Annotated in this window: 16 protein-coding genes; 4 read left to right on the top strand and 12 right to left on the bottom strand. The window is 49.7% G+C overall.

What is annotated here, in order from left to right; genetic code table 11:
- Positions 1-104: 104 nt before the first annotated feature.
- Positions 105-2,144 carry a serine hydrolase domain-containing protein gene (locus NSU14_RS06370; RefSeq protein ID WP_340943574.1) on the top strand — a complete coding sequence of 680 codons (2,040 nt, stop codon included), beginning with the start codon at positions 105-107 and terminating at the stop codon, positions 2,142-2,144.
- Between the two features lie 60 nt (positions 2,145-2,204).
- On the opposite strand, the gene NSU14_RS06365 is transcribed toward NSU14_RS06370, so the two are convergent.
- Positions 2,205-3,368 carry a hypothetical protein gene (locus NSU14_RS06365; protein WP_340943573.1) on the bottom strand — a complete coding sequence of 388 codons (1,164 nt, stop codon included), beginning with the start codon at positions 3,366-3,368 and terminating at the stop codon, positions 2,205-2,207.
- Between the two features lie 188 nt (positions 3,369-3,556).
- Between NSU14_RS06365 and NSU14_RS06360 the strand changes: the two genes are divergently transcribed.
- Positions 3,557-4,090: a cupin domain-containing protein gene (locus tag NSU14_RS06360; RefSeq protein ID WP_340943571.1), complete on the top strand. Its 534-nt coding sequence runs from the start codon at positions 3,557-3,559 to the stop codon at positions 4,088-4,090.
- 38 nt (positions 4,091-4,128) lie between these two features.
- Here the strand turns inward: NSU14_RS06360 and NSU14_RS06355 are convergent, their stop codons facing one another.
- From NSU14_RS06355 to NSU14_RS06335, 5 genes are all read right to left on the bottom strand, one after another.
- The gene (locus NSU14_RS06355) at positions 4,129-5,742 is read right to left on the bottom strand and encodes a response regulator (RefSeq protein ID WP_340943568.1); all 1,614 of its coding nucleotides are present in this window, start codon (positions 5,740-5,742) and stop codon (positions 4,129-4,131) included.
- Complete coding sequence (locus NSU14_RS06350) at positions 5,717-7,480, bottom strand: cache domain-containing sensor histidine kinase (protein ID WP_340943566.1); 1,764 nt, start codon at positions 7,478-7,480, stop codon at positions 5,717-5,719. The genes NSU14_RS06355 and NSU14_RS06350 overlap by 26 nt, the downstream gene beginning before the upstream one ends.
- Positions 7,481-7,612: 132 nt before the next feature.
- Positions 7,613-9,316: an extracellular solute-binding protein gene (locus NSU14_RS06345; protein WP_340943564.1), complete on the bottom strand. Its 1,704-nt coding sequence runs from the start codon at positions 9,314-9,316 to the stop codon at positions 7,613-7,615.
- 61 nt (positions 9,317-9,377) lie between these two features.
- Positions 9,378-10,274 carry a carbohydrate ABC transporter permease gene (locus NSU14_RS06340; RefSeq protein WP_340943562.1) on the bottom strand — a complete coding sequence of 299 codons (897 nt, stop codon included), beginning with the start codon at positions 10,272-10,274 and terminating at the stop codon, positions 9,378-9,380.
- A 2-nt stretch (positions 10,275-10,276) separates the two neighbouring features.
- On the bottom strand, positions 10,277-11,170 hold the full coding sequence (locus NSU14_RS06335) for an ABC transporter permease (RefSeq protein WP_340943558.1): 894 nt from the start codon (positions 11,168-11,170) through the stop codon (positions 10,277-10,279).
- 401 nt (positions 11,171-11,571) lie between these two features.
- Between NSU14_RS06335 and NSU14_RS06330 the strand changes: the two genes are divergently transcribed.
- Complete coding sequence (locus NSU14_RS06330; protein ID WP_340943556.1) at positions 11,572-13,662, top strand: RICIN domain-containing protein; 2,091 nt, start codon at positions 11,572-11,574, stop codon at positions 13,660-13,662.
- Positions 13,663-13,734: 72 nt separating this feature from the next.
- Here NSU14_RS06330 and NSU14_RS35940 read toward each other — a convergent pair whose 3' ends face one another.
- Complete coding sequence (locus tag NSU14_RS35940; RefSeq protein ID WP_445670083.1) at positions 13,735-13,878, bottom strand: PTS glucose transporter subunit IIA; 144 nt, start codon at positions 13,876-13,878, stop codon at positions 13,735-13,737.
- Between the two features lie 18 nt (positions 13,879-13,896).
- Positions 13,897-14,739 carry a helix-turn-helix transcriptional regulator gene (locus tag NSU14_RS06325; RefSeq protein ID WP_340943554.1) on the bottom strand — a complete coding sequence of 281 codons (843 nt, stop codon included), beginning with the start codon at positions 14,737-14,739 and terminating at the stop codon, positions 13,897-13,899.
- Between the two features lie 116 nt (positions 14,740-14,855).
- Here NSU14_RS06325 and NSU14_RS06320 point away from each other — a divergent pair, with 116 nt between their 5' ends.
- A complete protein-coding gene (locus NSU14_RS06320; RefSeq protein ID WP_340943550.1) occupies positions 14,856-16,841 on the top strand; it encodes a beta-galactosidase in 1,986 nt (661 codons plus the stop codon).
- A 193-nt stretch (positions 16,842-17,034) separates the two neighbouring features.
- On the opposite strand, the gene NSU14_RS06315 is transcribed toward NSU14_RS06320, so the two are convergent.
- The 4 genes from NSU14_RS06315 to NSU14_RS06300 form a co-directional block, all read right to left on the bottom strand.
- Positions 17,035-19,143 carry a serine hydrolase gene (locus tag NSU14_RS06315; RefSeq protein ID WP_340943547.1) on the bottom strand — a complete coding sequence of 703 codons (2,109 nt, stop codon included), beginning with the start codon at positions 19,141-19,143 and terminating at the stop codon, positions 17,035-17,037.
- Positions 19,144-19,219: 76 nt separating this feature from the next.
- Entirely contained in the window at positions 19,220-20,590 is a 1,371-nt protein-coding gene (gene aroA, locus NSU14_RS06310; RefSeq protein WP_340943545.1) for a 3-phosphoshikimate 1-carboxyvinyltransferase, read from the bottom strand.
- Positions 20,547-21,785, bottom strand: a complete 1,239-nt coding sequence (locus NSU14_RS06305; RefSeq protein ID WP_340943541.1) for a Coenzyme F420 hydrogenase/dehydrogenase, beta subunit C-terminal domain — start codon at positions 21,783-21,785, stop codon at positions 20,547-20,549. The genes aroA and NSU14_RS06305 overlap by 44 nt, the downstream gene beginning before the upstream one ends.
- A gap of 18 nt (positions 21,786-21,803) precedes the next feature.
- Positions 21,804-22,982: a glycosyltransferase family 4 protein gene (locus NSU14_RS06300; protein WP_340943539.1), complete on the bottom strand. Its 1,179-nt coding sequence runs from the start codon at positions 22,980-22,982 to the stop codon at positions 21,804-21,806.
- Positions 22,983-23,003: the final 21 nt, after the last annotated feature.

Raw genomic sequence — 23,003 nt, 5'->3', positions numbered from 1 at the left:
ATTGTTTTTTTCGTTTCAGGGTACTTCGGACCTTCTCCCTCCTTCTTGCTTGTATGATGAATCCAGGATTACATTTCGAGCAGCAACAGAAGGAGGAAATAAGGATGAAGAAGTTGATTGCAGCAGTATTGGCTTCGGTGTTAGTGATCCCCATGGCTCAGACCTCGGCACAGGAGAAGGGGACAACCGTGGAAGAAAAGGCCCGCGCGCTGGCTTCAGAGATCATCTCCAATTATGGGGTAAGCGGACTACAGTATGCCATCAGGGATAAAGGCTCTATCACCCTGTCCGGGGGTGCCGGTGTGTACGATAAAGCCACTCAGTCACCGGTAACGAAAGATACAATGTTTGGGATTGGCTCGGTCAGCAAAATGCATGTCTCTGCCGCGGCGATGATCTTGGCGGATTCCAAGGCCATTGATATCGACAAGCCCCTCACTACGTATTTACCGCAGTTTAAGATGGCCGATGCCAGATATAAGGACATTACACCGCGGATGCTAATGAATCATTCGTCAGGTCTTTACGGCAGCCACTATGGCAACAGCATGCTGCTGGATGACAACGATACACAGAATCATGATGAATTACTGTCAAGGCTGGAGTCCGAACATCTGAAATCCAATCCCGGAGAATATTCCGTGTATTGCAACGATGGGTTCCAGCTGCTGGAGCTCATGATTGAGCAAGTGAGCGGTTTAAGCTATTCCGAATTCCTGGACCGGTACCTGAGCCGTCCGCTGCAGTTAAGCTCGACCAAAACGCCGCTCGATACGTTTGACAGACAGCAGCTGGCCAAAACCTATTTCCCGGCGCTGGAGCAGGCTCTCCCCGTAGAGAACGCCAACGTCATTGGAGCCGGAGGAATCTATTCCACGGCAGAAGAATTGACCCAGTTTGCTGAAGTGCTGATCGGAAACCGTACGGATATTTTATCCGAAGCCTCCGTCAAGGCTATGCAGAAGCCTGAATATAAGAATGGAATCTGGGTACCGGATGAACGAAACACCTTCAGCTATGGTCTGGGCTGGGATGCTGTGAGCCTGGCCCCGTTCAGCGATTACGGAATCACTGCTCTAACCAAAGGCGGGGATACAATTATGTATCATGCTGCGCTAACTGCAATACCCGATTCCGATATTTCAATTGCTGTACTTTCCTCCGGCGGGAGCTCGATCTTCAATACGATTTTCGCCTCGAATATCCTGCTGGAGTACTTGAAGGATACCGGGAAGATTGACAAGCTCCTGCCGGACTCAACCTTCGAACCCCCGGTAAAGGCGGCCATGCCCGCTGAGTTGAAATCCTATTCGGGATTATACGGCACAGTAGGCGCTACAACAGCCATAACGGTTAAGGACGGGGAGCTTGACCTGCCTGCCCTGGAAGGCGGACTGATCCCTGCACAGAAATATATCTATACAGGCAACGGGCAATTCAAGAGCAGCGATGGCCGTTCCGCCGTAAGCTTCGATCTGCAGAAGAACGGCATAACCTACCTAAAGCTTAATGCCGAGTTGGATTTCCCCGGAGCCGGCCAGATGGTGATGGTAACCTACGAATATCAGAAGCTGGAGTCCAATCCTCTAACCCCCGTGACGAAGCAGGCCTGGGAAAAGAGAAACGGGAAAAATTACTATGCTTTGGATGAGAAGATCAATTCATTATTTTATCTGTCCCCTGCGATCCTAATGAAGAATATCGCTGTGGATGAGGGGTATGCCTCAGGCACCCGGATTGTGGATGAGCACAAGTCCGTCAATGCAGCTGAAATACCGGTCATGAACGGAAGAGATGCGTTTGACTTGAATTTCTATACGAAGAACGAAGCGGAGTATTTAACCATCGATGGCAATGCTTATATCAGCGAAGATGCGGTTCAGCCTATCTATGGAGGCCGGTCATCAATCAGTACGGTACCCGCTAATGGTCAAGGGATATGGTTCAAGATCGGTGAGAAGTCAGCCGGCAAAACGATGACTGTAACTGCTCCGGCAAGCGGCGGCTTCGCTGTCTATGATGCCGACGGGATGATCGTTAACTTCTCTGTGGTGACCAAGGACCCTTCAGCAGTCTTGCCGCAAGGCGGTATGGTTGTGTTTGGCGGTCAAGCCGGAGATGTATTTAAGATTAATATCAAATAACAGAACAGCCGCAGGGCACCGGTATGATGACGGTACTCTGCGGCTGTTATTTGTTCATGATTAATTATTCATGAAGACAACCCCGTATTCGGGAAAAGCCTCCGTCCATTTGGCAATCGTCTTCGGCAGTTCAGTTGTATTCGGCACGTTGGTGTAGAACCGGACAATGGCAATATCGAATTCCTCCAGGCTGTTCTCCTCATCCGTGTCGAGTACCGCTGCCCAATAGTGGCCCTGTTTGTCATACATAATAATCGCTTCTGTCAGTGTAAACAGTCCGCGCACGCCGCCTGAGATTACGCTTGCACCCAGACCATCCAGATCCTTCGGCTTATCCAGCAGCTGCATGCTGTACAGGAACAGATCGTAATCATCGCCTACCACTGTGCGGAAGGCCTTGTCTTCTGCCGCTGTCTTGAATACACCTGTATCCTTCAGCGTGTAGACGCCCTCTTTGTACGGACCTCGGGCATATTCGCCGGTGTAGGTTACATTCGCTCCCGCAGAGTATACTGGCGAAGGGCTGGTTACATACAACTGGCCGTTCAACAGGTAGAAAAAGACAACTGAACCGTCCTCTTCCTTGTATACAGCCATCCGTTTGCGGACCACGGCTGACTCCTCATACAGCTGGCCGGAATGGCCGCCATCAAATGCATCGATGGAAAAGGTCAGCTTATCGCTTTTGACGTTGCTGAATTCTACATATCCCCCATAGAAAGGCGATTTGCTCGCCATATACCATTCGCCGTTCCACTCGGCAGCTGCCGGAACCTTAACACTCTTGGCGGCTGTTGCCGTCAACGCCTCTACCGGCAGCTGGCGGGTACCGTCCGGATTGCTCCATACCCCGGCAAAGCCGGTGCCGGCAATCCACCAGCCCTCGAAGCGGCCCGTTTCTTTGCCTTTGGCATCGTATTCATACATATTGACTATTTTGCCGCTGACATTACCTGTGAGCTTGATCGTCTTTTTGTATTTGTCATAATAATAACTGCCGGTCAGCTTTCCGCTGCTCTCAATCTTGACGGACATATGAATCGGCAGATTCCCGTTGATTGCACCGGTCAGCGGCACCAGTCCGTTCGTAGCCGGACTCTGTGTTGCCGCCGCCACCTGAACCGGAGCAGCCTTGTCTTGTACCGGAGCGGCAGCCGCCGCCGGGATAATGAGTGCGGGCAGCAGCAGCGCGACAGCCAGCAGTGTACCTATTTTACGTATCATAATGGACCTCCCTCTCATGCCATCTACAACAGATATATTACACTGTATGCCATGAATTACCCTATTGTTGTCAGATAGACCCTCAGATTATCAAGACTCTGGAGAAAATTAACGGCAAGCGGGTACTCTATGATGTGCAATCTAAATGGTTTGGGTAATGACAACTAAAGAAAAGGAGTTGATTAGGGATGCCAGAATCTCATCATGACAAACCGAAGCAGGAGGTCTCTATAGAAACCTTCGCCTTCAAGGCCGACAAGCTGCTGCCGAATAACCCGGAGCTTCCGGCAGTTCTGTATAAAGGTGCATTTAAGAAGAATCCGGAAAGCGCAGAACAGATCTTCAATGACAACGGCTGGCGGAACAGCTGGGTGAACGGGGTATTCAGCTATCACCATTACCACAGCAATGCGCATGAGGTGCTCGGTGTGATGTCCGGCAGCGCCAGCCTGCAGCTGGGCGGCGATGCCGGCTGCAGGGTTGAAGTGTCGGCCGGAGACGTACTGGTGCTGCCTGCCGGTACAGCGCATAAGCGGCTCACTTCCTCGCAGGACTTCCGCATCGCCGGCGCTTATCCCGGCGGAGCAGATTACAACACCCGCCGGGCCACGCCGGACGACTTCGCAGCGGCGCTCCCTGAAATCGGCCAAGTGCCGCTGCCGGATAGTGATCCTGTTTATGGTGATGGGGGACTGTTGTTGAGGGTGTGGGAGGGCATTTAAAATATGCTATAAGTACAAATGATTCGTAAGCTATGCACCTAATCCTCATAATAATAATCCCGATATTCCTGAGGAGTGACGTCGTTAGCTTTCTTAAATATATATGTGAAGTACGCAGCAGTCTGATACCCTACCTGTTCCGCTACCTCATAAACCTTTATATTAGGATCCTTCAGCAGTTCCTTCGCTCTTTCCAAACGCTTCTCCAATATAAAATCGGATATCGTTCTTCCCATTTCCTTCTTGAACAAAACGCTTAAATAGCTTGCGTTCAATTGAAAGTGTTCGGCCAATTGTTTGACGGTCAGTTGTGCTTGAAGACCTTTTTCCAAATAAGCTTCAACGTTACGAATAAGATGATGCTGCTGCGTAGCCTGTTCCTTGCGCTCAAGTTGTGCGAACCTCGTCATGTACTCCAAGACAACCTCACGAACTTCCAACGTACGGACGCATTCAAGCAAGTCATGCCAGACCATCATATAGTGAGTGTTGTCATTGTCGTTCAAACGATTAAACCTTCGCACCACTTCGCTGATCAAACCCATGGCAAAGGCCTTTACATAGGTAATAGAAATGTCATCTTGCATCAACAGCATATCAAAAGCATGATTAAATTGCGCAACGGCCCGCTCCTCTTCGCCTGCTTCTAGAAGCCTGACGATTTCCGGAATTTCCTCATCCCGTAACTGGAATTCGCGGTATTCGGTCGCTTGGATTTGATCGAAATAATGAATTTGTTCACTTCCGGTAGATTTCAATTGAGTGAGCATATGTTTCAATTCCTTATAAAGTCTTGGAACCTCCCCTATACCGATGACTTCTCTACTCACACCTATCGTGATCGTAGCATCGTGTTGCTCACGGATGACTTCCTGCACGAAAGCGAACTGCTTTTCCAACTGGGCCCGTTCACCTGGAGAGGCGTTCAATTGCAAGACAGCCACTTCGTCGGTAGCTGTTCTTCCGATGTAAATTTGACCATACCCCGAGATTCCCACTCGAACGGTACGAACTAACGAGTCACTTAGAAGAATTCGCTGCTCGGCATCCTGCATGGGCAATCCGTGTAATTTGTCATAAGTAAATAGGAACAATCGATTCTCCCGGTCTCCGGGAGGCAAATCAAGAAGATGCCTCCATGAGTTGGCTTGCTCCCCGTTTTGAATTCTTCCTTCTAGCAGTTCATTAACGAATCGATCATGGAGAACGTCAATGCTTCCAATGACTCTCTCCTTCAATGCTGCAGTTTCATTTTCGATCATCCGTTTCTTTTCGATAACTGTTCGGAACGAAATCAACTTTGCTACCAGTTCCTCGATCTTGATCGGTTTCAGCACATATCCCTTTGCGCCTAGATTAATCGCTTCTTGGACGAATTCGAACTCATTGTACCCGCTGATTATCAATGTCTGCATAGATGACAATCTCGGATAATTTGCCGTAATCGTAGCAAGCAGTTCGATCCCTGTCATTCCAGGCATTGATACATCCGTAATCAGAACGTCTACAGGGGTTTCAGCCAAGGTCACCAAGGCCGCTTCAGCCGATTCTGCAGTTAGCGGCCGCTCATAACCGATATCGTTCCAATCAATATACTTTGTCAATCCTTCGATATGCAGCGGTTCGTCATCCACGATTAACGCTTGAATCATAACCCTCACCTCTCATAATTTGGGGCTTATTCGTGCAGACGGGAATGCGAATGGAGATGCATGTCCACTCGTTTTCGATGCTGTCTATAGCAAAATGTCCTTGCAAACCGAAATACAAACGCAGCCGCTCTCTTATATTGTTAAGCCCAAACCCGTTTCGGGTGCCTTCATATTTCTCCATGCGAACCAGTTCCAATATCTCTGGACGTAAGCCTTTGCCATTATCAAATATTTCAAAGTGGACTTCTCCATCCAATCGAACAATGGATATACGGATCTGCGCATGGACAACCTGCGTAATTCCGCTATGTAAATAGCAATTTTCCACAATCGGCTGAAGCAAAAGTTTGATCGTATACAAGTCCAAAACCTCAGGATCTATGTCCCAATCCACCGAAACCCGATCCGGGTAACGCAATTGTTGAATTTCAAGATAGGCCTTTACATGCTCTAGCTCGTCGCGAATTGCGGTCACATTTTCCCGATTATTCAGGGCAATTCGATAGAAGGTCGTTAACGCATCAATGATTCTAATCTGCTTTTCATCATGCAGATCCAGTGCGCGCCAGCGTAGCAGCCCTAAGGAGTTATAGATGAAATGCGGATTGATTTGGGCCTGTAATGCTTTAAACGATTGTTCTTTCTCCTTTATTCCGACTTGCGCATTCTCTTCGACAAGCTTGCCTAAGCGGCCTGTCATATGATTGAACAGCAATTCTAGTTCACCAAGCTCGTCTTGCACTCTGTTTTTTACGCTTACCTCGAAATCACCACGGGAAATATCATTCATTCGTTTCCCCAGTTTGTGAATCCGCCACACGAAGTTGTTTAAAAAGGCATACAGCAAGAAAATGGATAACATCAAGAAGAAAACGATGCCTGCTCCCACAGAGATGAAAATGAGCCGAGATTGTTCTTCCATTCGGTCCAAATGTACCAGCGCGGCTACGGTCCAACCAGAATCCAGTTTGCTGGTCACAAACAGCTTGCCGTTCATTACGGCATTCATTTCAAATGAATCATTCCAGTATGGCTGTATCGAAGATTCGTCCAACCGGATTCCGATTTGTTCTTGACTCGAGGAAGCTATGATATTTCCTCTTTCATCCACGATATACAAATCGCCGGCTCCATCGAATGGACGATGGAGGAATTCCGCAAAGACCTCGTTATAATCCAGTCGCATATAAATAATTCCGTAATACCCGCCGATATGGTTTGAAATCTTATGAGAGACCACCAACTCGCGTTCGTTATCAACGACATTGGACCATTTAAGCGCTCCCGGAGTCTCAATTGTTCGCTCAAACCATGCTTCCTCTCTTTCACCGGATATCATCCGGTTTTCCGGTCTCCAAAGGAACCCCCCGTCCTGAACGAGCGTGCTGTTCGAATGGTAAATACGAAACGACTTAATTCCCGGTAAATACTGATCTGTATATTGAAAAGAGCGGTCCACATACAGCACGGTGTCCAGTTGCTCGTATATATCATTGTATTCACGGGAAAGTCTGGAGATCAGTTCTCCATCGGTGGCGGCACGGGTAACGATTAAATCGTAACTTTGCTTTTTGAATGCGATGCTTTGGGCATTTTGGCGAACGGCTTCCTGTATCGTAATCAAATAATTCTCACGAACCAGGTAAAGAACAACGTAACCCGCCCCCACTGCAAGCAACGCAGTCGGAATAAATACGATGAATGCGTATAAAATGATGACCTTTTTCCTAATATTCATCGATTGGGTTATTCTGATAACGAAATTTTGAACTCGACGCGGTAGACTCAACAGGACCCCCCATTTCCGACTCCCCGGGCCTTAGCAACAAGAAGGGGAGCACCCCTTGTTCAAGAATGCTCCTTCATTATACTAAAACTCTCCATTCACTTGAATTTCAGCCTGATAGGTTTCATGCCATTCGGCTTTCATTTCGTTCCACTGCCCTCGCTTTTCAAGCGCCCCTCGGAACTCATTCCAAACCTTCTCGAAAGCTCCATCGTCCTGTGCCATCAATAACTTTGCCCGGTACTCTTTACGGAGGTTCTCGACAGTCGGCGCACTTTTCTCCCAAACTCCGCCTGTCTTCATCTTCACCATATCATAAGAGTGCACGGAGCGCACCGCACCCATTTTGCCGACAGCTTCCGTAAACTCAGTTGTCTTCTTATAACCCGCATGCGGATGATTGCCGACATTCCACCACGGGTACCATTCATTACTAAAGGAAGACGTCATGTACAATTCAGGCGTAACTTTGGATTTTAGAGCCACATCCCCCGAGTTACGAGCCTTGTCATATTCCGGATCGGTGAAATTCCATTTGCCGAGTGGTTGGTCAACCCAGTCCCAATACAGTCCGGCTGGTCCTTCATTAACAACATGCTGCTGCTCGGGATTCGGTTGCAAGGTGTAATCGAAGAATTTTAAGACGGCATCCAGATTCTTAGTATCTTTATTGACAAAGACATCATAACCCGGATAAGGATTCACGACTTGATTGATGCCGACCTGATCCACATCTGGAACCTTAGGGATCGGAATAACCTGATAATACCACCCGGGAGCCGTAGGTCCATCTAGAGCCTCCCAAGCAGAAGACGGAATATTAAAGAACGATCCGACATTCATCGCTACGCGTCCGGATTGGTTTCTTTCCTGGTATTGTTCTTTCTTGCTGGTGACGACTTCGGGATCGATTAACTTTTCCCGGTACATCTTATTCATCCATTGATATGCTTTCTTATAATTCGGGTTGTCATAGGCGAATATAAATTCTTCGCCTTTTTTCTCAATACCTGCTCCGCCTGTAGACACGCCAAAGGCATTAAGTACGGCGTTCTCGTCGCTATAGCCTAAATTATCATTCTGATCCATCAGGAACGAAAGCGGGAGTAAGGGTTTGCCAGAATCATCCTTGATCTTGGCTGCTTCGCGAAGAAACTCCTCCACACCTTCGATTGTGCTTAAATCGTCCAGGGTCATTCCTGCCTTTTCAACAACATCCGTCCGAACCACCCATGAGTTTGAAGACCAGCCTGGCCAAGGGTTATCGGGATTTTGGTCGAACCATGTAGGAATGGACCAAATATGACCATCCTTATCTTTCAACCGGTCAATGTACACCTTGGGGATGGAAGCCAATCCCGGATATTTGTCAGGCATATCGAAATATTGTTCAAGAGGCATAATCATTCCGGACCGGGTCATTGCCGTTAACACCGTATCATTGCGACTGAACATGGCTGCGTCTTTAAAACCGCCCGCATTCAGTTTCAAATTGAGCGCAGTCATCGCATCCCCTTGGGTTGCTTCCAACTTCACCTCAACCCCTGGTTCTTTATCCCTCCAATATTGTTGCACCAGACTGTCGTTATTGATCGTTGCCGCCCAACCTAACCAAAGATCGAACGCGGACGATCCACTACCAGATGTTGACGTCCCGGAATTAGCAGCGCTTTCAGGAATTCCAGAGCTGTTTTTCTCCTTGCCCGTGCTTGAACAGCCGACGAGAGTGACGAGCAGTACTGCCATCACTAAAGCAATCAAACGCCGGTTCCTTTTGTTAATAACCATGAGATGACCCTCCCTATAATATATTGTAATTCATTTGTTTCCCAACACTTAGGTTCATGGATTATCCTTTGACAGAACCAATGAGTACGCCCTTCACGAAATACTTCTGCAGAAAAGGATAGACACATAGAATCGGAAGTGCACTGACCATAACGACAGTCATCTTGATGGACATAAGCGTCGTGCTCTGCATCATGGAGTTTCTTGCTATTGCTTCCTGATTGGTGTTCGAGCCAAAGATGGCAGACAAATCAGAAGCGGATAGTAACTGCTGCAAGAAGGTCTGCACCGGGATGAGCGATTGGTCGGTTACGTAAAAAGCGCCAGAGAACCAATCATTCCAGTGACCTACAGCCGTAAACAAACCAAGGGCAGCAAGCATCGGCTTTGAGAGAGGAATGATGATTTGCAATAGAGTCCGTAATGGACCGGCTCCGTCCAGCTCAGCCGATTCAATGAGTGCTTCGGGTATACCCTGTATAAATTTGAGCATAACGAACATATTCCAGACCGAGAACATCCCCGGTAAAATGTAGACCCAAAATGTGTTCACCAGCCCCAAATTGTTCAATTGGATATAGAAGGGGACCAGCCCCCCGCTAAACAACATCGTAATTAAAATGTAAGTCATAATGATACGCCTCATCGGAAGTCCCTTATAGGACAAACCGAAGGCAACTAACAACGTTACAATGAGACCGGTTATCGTACCAATGACTGTTCGAGCGATGGTAATCAAATACGAATGGCGGATGACCTCGTTGCCAAGTACGATTTCGTAATTAATTAGTGTAAAAGAGCGCGGGAATAAATATACGCCCCCTTTGGCCGCATCCGATCCTTCGTTAAGCGATATAGCCATCATGTATAGAAACGGATAAATAACGGAGACACATAACAAGACAAGCATAACAACGATGATGATTTGGCCGATTTTTTCGGACTTGGATAATCTCATCTTCACCACAACCCTTCGCCGTTAATTTTCCGGGAAAATTGATTCGATGAGATAACCAGTAACAAACTAATCACCGAAGATAGCAGGCCGACGGCAGTCGCCATTCCAAAGTACCCTTGTTGCAGGCCGCTTCGCAATACATAAGTATCCAACACATCCGCGACTCCCATATTTGCGGAATTCATCAATGGATAAATCTGATCCATGCCAATTGTGATTAATCCGGGTATGCTCAAAATCAAAATAATTGTTATGGTCGGAATCATGCCCGGCAGCGTGATGTGCCGAATTTGCGCCAGTCTGCCTGCCCCCTCTACCTTCGCCGCTTCGTAGAGCTGAGGATCGATCGTGGTAATCGCGGCTAAAAAGAGAATTGTGTTCCACCCCGTCTCTTTCCATAGACCGCTTACGATAACCATAGGTCTAAACCAATCATCCGACCCAAGGAAGAAGATCGGCTCTCCTCCGGTCCACGTAATGAATTGGTTGATGAGTCCATCATCCAGTGATAAGAACGAATGAAGAATGTAAGCGACTACAATCCAAGAGAAGAAATGGGGTAAATAACTGACGGATTGCACAAATCGTTTGAACCTAGAACTTCTAATTTCATTAATGAGAAGAGCGAGTATGATCGGAGCCGGAAAACCAAATATAAATTTCAGAACAGAAATAAAGAGTGTATTTTCTACAATGGTTAAAAACTGCGGATCCTGCAAGAACTCAAAATTACTAAATCCAACCCATGGGCTATTCCATATTGAGCCGCCGATCCGGAAGTCACGAAAAGCAACCTGGATACCCGCCATAGGAATGTAATTAAAAACAAATAATAACACTACGCCCGGCAAAATCATGAGATACTGCCAACGATACTTATAAAATTTTGAGTACATAACCATCCTCCTCGTAAAGTTATTATAGAACGGCTTGTAAGCAAAGACGAGATAACAACGATTGGATTTCTATCACTTTAATTGGATGTATATTATTTACATATTTACATTTATAGGATTTATTGCATTTTTCTTATATCAATATATACCTAAACCTTTTTAAATTATTTTATGTTTGACGACAAAATAAGCCTTACTTAGACACCGCGTTCGGACTAATATTAGCTTAAGAAACAAAGGAGAATTTCCATACTGTAAAGTATTTATCAGGGTGAGGAGGGATACGTGAGAGCTAGTAAAGTACAGAGTAAATAAAAAACTTCATCTGCCCAGCAGAATGTAAGCGGTTAATTAAATGGCAACCAAAAGGAGATTTGATCAATATGCAGCTGATCCACAAAATGAGGAGCCATAAAATCATTATTCTGACTATTGTATTCGCTTTATTGGCAGCGATCGTAGGTAGCGGCAGTATTTTCGGGGCAGCAAGTTCATCCACTACCTCTAACACCACAAGAGTATCTGTGCATGACCCTTCGATTTCCTATGATGCTTCTACGAATAAGTATTATATATTTGGCTCACACCTGGCGCAGGCCTCAAGCACAGATCTGAGGAACTGGTCCTACATGGGGACACAGGGCTACACGAACACCAGCCTGTATGCCCCTTCAACTTTTGAAGGCTATTATTATATCAAGAACAAGAACAGCGGATTATATCTGGATGTAGTCAACGGCTCGGCGACTGACGGCACCAATATTCAGCAATGGTCGTATAATGGCTCGGATGCGCAAAAGTTCAGAATTATGTATTACGGAAGCGGGGATTATTACATCCTTACAGGCAATACCGCATATGCAAGCGGTATTGACGTCTTCGAAGGATCTTCCGCCGACGGTGCCAACATTGATCAATGGACGTACTGGGGCGGCACTATGCAGCTATTTAGAATCCAGCAAAATGCCGACGGAACGGTCGCGTTCTTAACCAAGGCATCCAACTATACTGCCGCAATGGATGTGGCGGACGGCAGCACAGCGAATGGCGCGAACATCCAGCAATGGAATTACTGGGGCGGCGATATGCAGAAATGGGAGCTGGTCAAGGCAGGGGGAACCGGCAACTCCGCCAGAAGCGCCGGAGCAGCACTAAATTCTGCGCTCGCGGTGCCTTTTGCCTGGGCCGGGTATAATGATCAGGACAGTTCAGGCGGACAATCCGTATGGGCGCCGGGACCGGTATATAATTCTTCGTACGTGTGGGCAGACGGATCGACGGGAGCTTATATGCTCTACTATTGCACCTCCTCGACTTATATCCGTTCAGCTATCGCCTACAGTGTATCCAAGTCGGTCTCCGGACCTTATGAATATGTAGATACCATTATCTATTCCGGCTTCACTAGTGGAAGCAACCCGATTACAACAACCTCGTCGTTAGGGAGCAAAACGGTGGATATATGGTACAAGAACACCAATATCCCCGAGCTGATCGACAACGGCACCTTATCTGGAACCAGAAGCGGCTGGTTTAACAACAGTGGCGGATTCAACAACAGCATTTTCCCGAATGCGATAGATCCGGCGCTGGTGTATGACAACAGCGGCAAGCTGTGGATGAGTTACGGCTCCTGGTCTGGAGGGATTTATATTCTGCAGATTAACCCAGCCACCGGCAAGCCGTACTACCCAGGCTCCGACAATGGCAATGTCGACCGTTATTTTGGCAAGCGGATTGCCGGAGGGTACGGTAAGACGGGCGAAGCTCCTTACATCGTGTATGATTCCTCATCAGGCTATTACTACCTTTACGTCACTTATGGCGGTTTGGCCAATGCGGGAGGGTATCATATCCGTCTGTACCGCTCGACCACCATCGACGGAACCTACACCGATGCCGCCGGCAATTCGGCTGTCTATTCCTCCGCTTCCGTAGACCAGTCGGGTTACGGCATCAAGCTATTTGGGAATTATAACTTATCGGGAGCTAGTCAGGGGTATAAATCGGGTGGCCACAATTCTGCACTGATCGATACGGACGGCAGGAGATATCTGGTGTACCACACCCGGTTCAATAACGGCACCGAGGCGCACGAGGTTCGCGTGCATCAGCAATTTATGAATCAGGACAAGTGGCCGGTAACTGCGGTTTATGAATTTCTGGGCAGCAGTATCGCCTCCACCGGGTATAGTTCCAGTGAAATGGCTGGGACCTATCAATTCATCAACATGGGATTGGATGCTTCTACGGCTAATGTTGGCATGCTGACCACCCAGAGTGTGACCCTGAACAGCAATGGAACCATTTCCGGTTCTGCGACAGGTACATGGTCCAATACGTCAGGAACCTACTACTGTACGATGGTCATTGACGGTATAACTTATAAAGGAGTGTTCTTTAAGCAGCGCAATGAACTGTCCAGCCACAATGAAGTGATGACCTTCTCCTTGATCGGTACCAACAACAAGTCGATTTGGGGTTCGAAGTAAAATGTAACCAGAAGTTTAAGGAACACAGAAAGCAGGGCCTGAAATCTCATGATTTCAAGCCCTGCTTGTTAATTAATGCAAATGGACACGCAGTAACGGAACACCGTGCTCAATTTCCGAAATATCAAACTCTAGAAGCAACTGTCCCCTTTTGATTTTATCACCAGTCTTAACGCGAGGAGTAAACCCCCGTCCTGAATTTCTATAGTATGTCAGATGAAGATCGTATATATGCTACGACTTCTGGTAGGTGCGGCGGAAGGCGCCGGGTGTATGCCGTTCCAGCTTCTTGAAGATTGCGCCATAATAGCTGGCAGATTCGAAGCCGACTTGATGAGCAATATCCTGCATCCCGCACTGCACATTGTCGAGCAGCAGTTCCTTGCTCTTATTGATCCTTACCTGATTGACATAGCTGATTGGACGAATGCCTGTCGTCTTCTTGAACATATGGCAGAAATGTTCCGGTGTGACGCCCATCAGTCCGGCAAGCGTCTGCAAAGTAATCTCTTCAGCATAATACTGGTCAATATAATCCAGGACCGGCTTTAACCGTTCATACTGCCGCCCGACGGTATCGCTGCCCTCGACAGAGACACGCTGAATAATCTCCGTCAATAAGGTATAAAGGATGGCAGAGCAGGCGTAATTGTTTAACGTTTGTGCTTGCGGCGTAAGTGCCGCTTGCAGCAGCTCCCTTATTCGGGATAGAAGGTATTCGGGCGATGCGAGCGTAAATACGCTTGTGTCTACAATGCCGACGGTTTCAAACAACCCCGCTGATCCACTGCCGTCGAAGATGATCCAGTCAACTTTCCAGCTCCCCGATAAAGCATAGTATTCATGCTGCTGGCCGGGGAACAGCAGCATGCCCATGCCTTGCTTGACGACATGCTCCGTTCCACTCAGCTTGAGTTTGCCCTCGCCACTGCGGCATTGAATCCACTGATAATCCTGAATGCCCGTGTCTCGGCGTATATGCTCCTGTTCATGATGCAGACCAATACCAAGCAAATAAAAAGGGAGCAGCTTGTCTCGGGCGGATAGAACGGGAAAAACGCGATTGGGATGAGGCATGCGACCCACTCTCCTGCTATCTTAATATTGTTATATCGTATTAATTATTTAAGATATTCACTCCAATTAATATAGCATATAATCGCAATATATTGATGAACAAAGGAGATTACAGGATGACGATTAAGATTGGAATTGATTATTATCCAGAGCAATGGACTCCCGAGCTGTGGGAGAAGGATGCAGCGCTTATGCAAGAGACGGGTGTTGCTGTTGTGCGAATGGCGGAATTCGCCTGGAGCCGCATGGAACCGACCGAGGGTGATTACCGGTTTGAATGGTTGGATGCGGCTATAGATGTATTCGCCGCGCGCGGCATGGAGATCGTATTATGCACCCCTACCAATACCCCGCCGAACTGGATGACAACCCGTTATCCGGATGTGCTGCCAATGGATGAGCAACGTCAAATCATCCGGCCGGGTGTACGTGGACATCGTTGCAACAACAGCTATTCTCTGAGAATGCTGGGCTCCAAGTTTGTGGAAGCGATATCACAACACTATGCGAAGCATCCGGCCGTCATTGGCTGGCAAATCGATAACGAAATGCACTACCAGGAATGCCATTGTGATACTTGCAATCGTGCATTTGTCACCTGGCTGCAGAAGCGTTATTCCAGTCTGGAAGAGTTGAACCGGGAGTGGGGCACAGTCGTCTGGAGCGGGGAGTACAGCAGCTGGGCCGAGGTAACGACGCCGCTCGGCGGCAGCAAGCCGATGAATCCTTCCTATCTTCTCGAGTACAAGCGGTTCTGCTCGGACAGCGTAGGCTATCTGCTGGGATGGCAGCTTGAAATTCTGCGCAGCAACTGTCCGGGCCATTTCGTGACGCATAACATGTGGCAATACCCGAATAGTCTGGACTATTATGACCTTTACAAAGAGCTGGACTTCGCTTCTGTTGATTATTATCCGAATGAGCTGTACCACGATTATGGCGACCGGTTTCCGAGGAACGGAGCGCTGTCACTGGACTTGGTTCGCGGCATCAAGCGCCGCAATTTCTGGGTAATGGAGCAACTGAGCGGAGCGCAGGGCGCCTGGATGCCAATTCAGCGCACCCCTTATCCCGGACTGATCCGAGCCCGATCCTGGCAGACAATCGCCCGCGGCGCCGACATGGTCGTTCATTTCCGCTGGCGGAGTGCTGCCTTCGGAGCCGAACAGTTCTGGCATGGGCTTATCGACCATAGCAATGTTCCTGGACGGAGGTTCAGGGAGTTCGCAGAGCTTACTCGCGAGGTGAACCGGCTGGGAGAACTGCTGGCCGGCTCAACAATCGTTACCCAGGTTGCGATTCTGCATTCGCATGATCAGCATACGGCGCTTTCCCTCCAGCCGCAAGCGGAGGGGGGAATGCATTATATGGACAACTTGTCCTCTATGCACAATGCATTTTTGAAAATGGGCGTCGGTACGGACGTTATCAACTGGACCGAGGCGCTCGATGGCTACAAGCTGGTCATTGTCCCTTCCCTCTTTCTGTTAAATGAAACAATAGTGCAGCGGCTGGAGCGATTCGCAGCCGGGGGCGGCACGGTTGTCCTCACCAATCGGACAGGTGTGAAGAACATGAGGAATGTATGTGAGATGCTGCCTCTGCCGGGGCTGCTGGCGGAAGCAGCGGGGGTTGTCGTTAGTGAGTATGATGCGATTGGCAACAGCGAGCATCGGATTCGGAACGCGGCGGGCCAGACATTCGCTGCGAAGCAATGGTGCGATCTGCTGGAACTGCGAGGAGCAGAACCGATTGCCTGGTATGACAACGACTTTTACGAGGGGGTGCCGGCGGTTACTGTCAATAAGCTTGGTGAGGGTGAAGTGTATTATGTCGGCACTTGGCCGGAGCCATCGTATTTCTATCAGCTGTTCGAAGGAATAATGAAGGAAAAGGACCTTGCGCCCAAGCTCCAGCTGCCGGAAGGTGTCGAGCTGTCGATTCGATCGAAGGGTAAGGAAAGCTTCCTGTTCCTGATCAATTTGACGAATGAGCAACGAGAGGTTACGCTTGACGTTCCCTATCGCAGCTTGTTGACGAGCAAGAGATCGGAGCAGAAGGTGATGCTGCCGGCTATGGGAGTAGATATTCTAACTTTATAGGAACAGCAGCTTACTTCATTGCAAAGAGCTGTCTCACAAGGCGGAATACCTTGAGGGACAGCTCTTTATTGCTGTTCAACAGAAGTGTCGATGGACGTATGTTAAAATGAGCCAATTTTGTATTTTAGAATCTCATCAAGCCTTCCAACGGCCATTACTGGAATATCCAGAGTGATTCATACTTAGATTCTTTTCATTCGGCGGATTTCTCCGCCAGTCCGGCCACGATCTGATCTATCGGATTCGTGAACAGGGCATACAGAATGGCAGCATTCTCCTGTTTACTCAGGGCTTCTCTGGACTTGAAGTCAACAGCGCCCTTGGCATCAGCCTTGATGTCCGGTCCGTATAAGCCCAGAGCCACGGCCATCTTCACTGCCGGAACTGCCCATTTATCCGTATTACCGGCCAGCTTCACATCCTGGAACAGCTTATCCGGGTATTGTGCACTGAGCAGTCTCCATACCATGACCGCCGCCTCCTGACGGGAGATGATCCGGTCAGGCTGGAATTCTCCGCCTGCTGTTCCCTCTACCATTCCGAGTTCTACAGCCATTTGTATATAGCCGGCATCCGGATGGCCCTGCAGATCAGGGAACGCCAGCTTTGTGGTCTTGCTCTCTTTGACACCGCTGCTCTCCAGCATCAGCCGTACATACTCAGCCCGCGTAATTCCCGCCGCAGGCTCGAAGCGGAGCGCCGCATCATTCGGCAGATAGCCCAGCGACTGCAGCATCATAACCGGAATCGCATACGGATGGCTTGCAGAGACATCCACATAACCAACGCCATCCGGCCCTTTCTGCTCATAGCCGTAAGGATTAAGGTATGGCTCTTTCAGATAAGCTCCTTGTCCGCCCGGCGTCAATTCAAAGCCGGTAAATTTCTTGGTAAGCTCATCGATGAACAGATTATCATCTACCTGGCGCAGCTGGCGGGTGCCCAGCAAGGCATCGCTAATGGTAAGCGCACCCTCATGCACAGCAACTGTGGAGACCAGGCTCTTGAGACGGAGATCCGCATAGTATCCGGTGAACGCATCCAGAGCTTCTGCACTCAACGGCTGGAAGGTGTCCAGCTTCGCCGGTGCGGCGTATTGCGGGAAGAACGCCTGGATGAACGCCGGATAGAACATTTCCCGCAGTGCGCTCTGCTGATTATAGGCAATGAACACCCCCGTGTTCTGCTCAGGGATCAGGAACATATAAGTGCTGAAGCCGATTAAATCGCCTGCTTTGGTGATAATCTTGGAGCTGCTGCCGGCACCGGGAAGCTGAATCGGCGCTTCGAAGCCATAGGTCGTATTCGGCAGCAACGGGTGGATGGAGGAACGGTATTCCTCCATGGCATCTACGGTACTTGCAGCCAGAATACGATTATTCCCGGAAGCGCCCCCATTCAGAAAAGCAGTCATGAACTTGCCGATATCATCTGCAGTAGACAGCATACCTCCGTGCGGCATAACAGTGGGAGTTACTGTATACAGATCAAGCGCCTTGCCGGTGGCATCATAGGCGGTAGCCAGCTCTTCTTTCAGCTTGCCTTCCAGCAGGTAGCCGCTTGAATCCATATTCAGCGGGGAGAACACATACTTCTCCATATAATCCTCATAAGGCATGCCGCTGGCCTTCTCTACCACCAGACCCAGCAGCAGTGAGGCGAAGTTGTCATACATATAGGAAGTCCCCGGCTCACGGACAACCGGCGGCATATTCCGCAGCACATAATCCTCAATTGATACCTTGGTTTCGAAGTCATCGTTGATATCTTCCGGCTGCGGGTCTTGAATCCGGAACCCGGTGGTGTGGGTCAGCAGATCCTCCACCGTTACCGGAACGCCGAAGGGATTGTCGAAGACAATCGGTCCGGTATAGGTCTGGAAATCCGCTTTCAAATCGATTTTGCCTTGCTCTACCAGCTGCATGGCGGCAGCGGCAGTGAAGGTTTTGGATACCGAAGCCATGCGGAAGACCGTTTCATCCGGGTCTACCGCTGTTTTGGCAGCCTTGTCCGCGTAGCCGAAGCCCTCTTCTATCACCGTCTTGCCATCCTTGACCACAATAACAACCGCACCGGCAAGCTGCGCTTTCACCTCATCCGCACTGAAGAATTGCTTGAGGAATGCTGCCGCATTCTCCGTTGTTAACGGTTTGGCCTGTCCGGTTACAGACGCCGGAGGTGCAGATGCCGCAGGAGCGGCAGATGCTTGTACCGCCGGGGCAGCCAGAGTCAGAATCAGGGCAGCAGCAAGCACTGTCCTCGTCCAAAAGGCAGAACGGTTACGCAATAATGACAACTTCATTCACTTCACTCCATTCCATGAAATAGTAGATATAGTTGTTTCTACGGCATTTCATGGAAATGGGTTCAGATAAATATCAATCCGGACGCAAAATATCAATATGCGCAAACTGTGAGAGATCCTCTACGAAGCCTGGATACGAAATATTGATACAGCCGCAGTTACGGATGATCGAAGGCTCCTCCAGGCTGCTGGCCAATACAGCGGCGGTCATGGCGATCCGGTGATCGCCACAGCTGTCTACAATGGCAGGCGATAGACGCTGGCCGCCATGAATGACCATTTCATCCTCACTGCAGGTAGTTTCCACGCCAAAGGCTCTTAGCACCCCTGCAGTGGTCTGAATCCGGTTCGTATCCTTGTCTCTCAATTCCCGGCAGTTCCTAATCACAGAATCCCCTTCTGCGAATACCGATACCGCAGCGAGCAGAGGAACCTCGTCTATCAAGCTCTGTATTCGCCCGTTGCCTTCAGCACAGACAGGCGACAACCGGGTTCCCTGGGTGCAATAGATATCTGCGATTGGCTCCCCGGATATCAGTTCCTCTTCCGCTTGCAGCGTCAAAGGAAGCCCCATCTCTGTGAGCAGACGGATGAATCCGCTCCGGGTTGGATTAACACCTACCCGCTTAATCAACAAGCTGCCCTTGCGCCCCATTCCCCGGATAGCATATGCAGCCAGCAGAAAAGCCGCTGAGGACAGATCCCCCGGAACCATTACATCCCTGGCGGAAAAGGCACTTCCTCCCTTCAGGAAAGTAACATCATGATCAGAACGAATATCTATGCCGAAATACTGCATCAGGCGTTCGGTGTGATCCCGGCTTTGACAGTTTTGCCGATAACATGTGATTCCGTCCGCATATAATCCCGCGAACAGCAGGGCGGACTTTTCCTGTGCACTGAATACGGTGGCTTCCATTTCTATGGGGGACAATGGTGATGCCCCCTGAATCCGCAGAGGCAGACAGCCTTTCACCCCAAGATATTCAATCACAGCCCCCATGTCTGTAAGCGGCTGAACAACCCAGTCCATCGGTCTTGCCGAGAGCAGTGGGTTCCCTCCGAGTTCCGCAGCAAAGGACTGTCCTGCCAGGACAGACAACATCAACCGGGCTGAGGTGGCCGTATTCCCGACCTCAAGTCTGCCCGCCGGTGCCTGTAAGCCCCGGAGCCCTCTTCCATTCACTGACAGGTCATCCCCATTCCATGCAAACGTTACACCTAATTGGCGGAGAATCGCGATACAGCTCTCAATGTCACGGGAACGCAGCACATTGTACACCGTGCCTTGGCCTTCGGCGATAGCGTTCAGAACAATGGCCCGCTGGGAAATTGATTTGTCTCCGGGAACCGAATCGAATTTGAAGGAACACAACTCCCGCTTCGCCTTAATCCGCAAATCACATTTGGCCGGTAGCCCGGCCCTGCTTCGTACCAATTCCAATTCTGATCACCTCGTCATCGGAGAGTATTTGCGAGTAATCCATATCTCTTCCGGGAGCCAGCGGAATCCTCCGGTCGCCCATTGCTGCATAGCTGCGGTACCGCTGCCGTTTCCGCTCCAGTCCAAGGTTATTCTCAAAGGTGTAATCGAACAGCTTGACCGCGTTCCGGCGCACCGCAAGCTCAAGCAGGTCAGCACCTGTCTTCGTTCGCACCATTACCGTGGATGAGGCTTTGGCAGATATCCCTTCTCTGCTGGAATCAAAAATATTGGGATCTCCATCCGAAATCGAAATATCAGCAAGGCCTGACCACCAATCCGGACAAGCAAGACAGCGAAAGGTTTTAAACTTTTTGAATTCCTCCACCAGCCGGTAAAAGGGCAGATAATGCTCCTGCCCCTGCCGGGTTCTAACCATGAACTGCCCCGGATATTCTCCTTCCCGGTACTTCATCAAAACTACGTCAGCCAAGTCGATCCCCAAGATTTCCGTAATCAGATGCTCGGTACCGCCCAATGAAGTGTTGGACGCGCATCCCAGCTCAATCGTGAACGCCACTTTGTCTGCCAGTACAGTGGACGGCGAGTGTTCCGGCAGATTTAGCAGCTTATGGATGCCTTGAATCTGGCAAGGTACGCCTATAATGCCGATCTTGTCATATCTGCGATCCTGCAGCAGATCCAGATTGGGAGTGATGCAGTAGCTGGTCTGGGCACACTCGATAATCTTGTCCACTGAATCGGCAAGGTAGGCCTTCGGCACCCAGGGACGCTCCTTATCTCTTCCCACAACAATCACCGCGTCAGCAAGCTTCTCTTCCAGCGCGGTAACCGCCAGGATCGTCCCCGCCCCGCCGGCTGCCGCCCGGCCGAGAATCTCCGGGTCTGCCGCTGACAATTGACAGGTAGACAAGTAGATGCCGGTCCAGCGTTCAAGCTCTGAACGGTTGCGGCCGAAAATGCGCCGCTCAGATTCCATAACGCCTGTATCATAGCCCGGGCACACCTCCGAGCAGAGATTGCAGCTTCCGCAGGTGTCGGCCGCCTGGCTCTCCAGACCCTGAAAGACCGGGAGCGAGATGGAATCTCCGTTCATCGCAAGCAGACCTTGGGGACACACTGCAGCGCACAATCCGCAAGAGGCGCATAACGATAGATCTAGAATCTCTTCCTTGAGTGTTATAAAAGATGTCATACCGGCATCTTCCCTTCCTCATAATCTCACGCCGCTCAGCGCGGAATAGACTTCCCTGGTTCTGTCAGCAATGGGGTTCCAGTCATACCGCAGCAGCACCTCCCGCCGCGCTGCTTCTGCAAGCAGGCTCCCCTCATCCGGCTCACGGAGCAACTGTCGAATCCGGCCCGCAAGCATGTCAGAATCTCCGGATATGCTGGTGAGTCCAGTCCGCCCATGCTCAACAATCTCGGCCAATCCCCCTTCTTCAGACACAATTACCGGTGTACCGCTCCCCATCGCTTCCAGTGCCACAATGCCGAAGGGCTCATATAAGCTGGGAAATACACAGACATCGGCAATCTGGAACAGATAGCTTTTCTCCAGGCTGTCCACGAAGCCGGTGAAGTGTATGCTTGTACCCAGCTCAGCCGCACTGGCTTCAAGCTCGGCGAACATCGGTCCCCGGCCTGCGATAATACAGGTGCATTGCGGGAATTCCCGCACTACCTCATGCATGCTTTGCAGCAGCACCTGTACCCCTTTTTCCTTCACTAGTCTTCCAATGAACAAAATAATCTCTCCGCCATTGCGCGCATACTGCTCTCTTCTGAAGGGATGTGCGGGAATCAGCTCCAGTGAACGGAGATCAATGCCGTTCGGAATAATCTCCGTCCTTGACTCCTCAAGACCATGCACAGTGCAGACCTCCCGCTGCATATGCAGGCTGCATACAATAACCTTGTCCGATGTAGAGACCAGTTCATTCTCAATGGCATGAATCGTATGCTGCTGAGGTGTGAATACTCCCTGGTTCCTACCGAACTCTGTAGCATGGATTGTTGTAACAAGCGGTAACGACAGCCGTTGACGGAGAAGAAGGGCTGCGTAGCCGACCAGCCAATCATGCGCGTGAATAAGATCGAGTCTTACGTTCCCGATTAGCCGGGATACAACGTAATCTACAATCGCCAGATTGAACTGAAGTACCCAATCCTCGAAATCGGTCAAATTCTCATAAGAATTCACACGATGCACGTATACGCCGTTCTCCACTTCCAGAACGGGCCGCCCGGGAGCGCTGTTGGTGATTACATGAACCTCGGTCTGCCCGCTTGCCAAATGCCTGGACAATTCATAGACATGCGGGGCCATCCCTCCGATCACCACAGGCGGATACTCCCAGGACAGGATTAAGACAGATGCGCTGGACTTCATAGGTTGTCCCCTCCTAATCTC

Origin of the sequence: Paenibacillus sp. FSL R10-2771, assembly GCF_038000205.1 — a bacterium.
GTDB lineage: Bacteria > Bacillota > Bacilli > Paenibacillales > Paenibacillaceae > Paenibacillus_AQ > Paenibacillus_AQ phytohabitans.
Note: the sequence above shows the minus strand (reverse complement) of the source record. Positions and strands in the feature narration are given on the sequence as shown.

Coding starts and splice junctions, on each gene's coding strand:
- NSU14_RS06370 (WP_340943574.1), top strand. CDS start 105: ATGAAGAAGTTGATTGCAGCAGTATTGGCTTCGGTGTTAGTGATCCCC.
- NSU14_RS06365 (WP_340943573.1), bottom strand. CDS start 3,368: ATGATACGTAAAATAGGTACACTGCTGGCTGTCGCGCTGCTGCTGCCC.
- NSU14_RS06360 (WP_340943571.1), top strand. CDS start 3,557: ATGCCAGAATCTCATCATGACAAACCGAAGCAGGAGGTCTCTATAGAA.
- NSU14_RS06355 (WP_340943568.1), bottom strand. CDS start 5,742: ATGATTCAAGCGTTAATCGTGGATGACGAACCGCTGCATATCGAAGGA.
- NSU14_RS06350 (WP_340943566.1), bottom strand. CDS start 7,480: ATGAATATTAGGAAAAAGGTCATCATTTTATACGCATTCATCGTATTT.
- NSU14_RS06345 (WP_340943564.1), bottom strand. CDS start 9,316: ATGGTTATTAACAAAAGGAACCGGCGTTTGATTGCTTTAGTGATGGCA.
- NSU14_RS06340 (WP_340943562.1), bottom strand. CDS start 10,274: ATGAGATTATCCAAGTCCGAAAAAATCGGCCAAATCATCATCGTTGTT.
- NSU14_RS06335 (WP_340943558.1), bottom strand. CDS start 11,170: ATGTACTCAAAATTTTATAAGTATCGTTGGCAGTATCTCATGATTTTG.
- NSU14_RS06330 (WP_340943556.1), top strand. CDS start 11,572: ATGAGGAGCCATAAAATCATTATTCTGACTATTGTATTCGCTTTATTG.
- NSU14_RS06325 (WP_340943554.1), bottom strand. CDS start 14,739: ATGCCTCATCCCAATCGCGTTTTTCCCGTTCTATCCGCCCGAGACAAG.
- NSU14_RS06320 (WP_340943550.1), top strand. CDS start 14,856: ATGACGATTAAGATTGGAATTGATTATTATCCAGAGCAATGGACTCCC.
- NSU14_RS06315 (WP_340943547.1), bottom strand. CDS start 19,143: ATGAAGTTGTCATTATTGCGTAACCGTTCTGCCTTTTGGACGAGGACA.
- NSU14_RS06305 (WP_340943541.1), bottom strand. CDS start 21,785: ATGACATCTTTTATAACACTCAAGGAAGAGATTCTAGATCTATCGTTA.
- NSU14_RS06300 (WP_340943539.1), bottom strand. CDS start 22,982: ATGAAGTCCAGCGCATCTGTCTTAATCCTGTCCTGGGAGTATCCGCCT.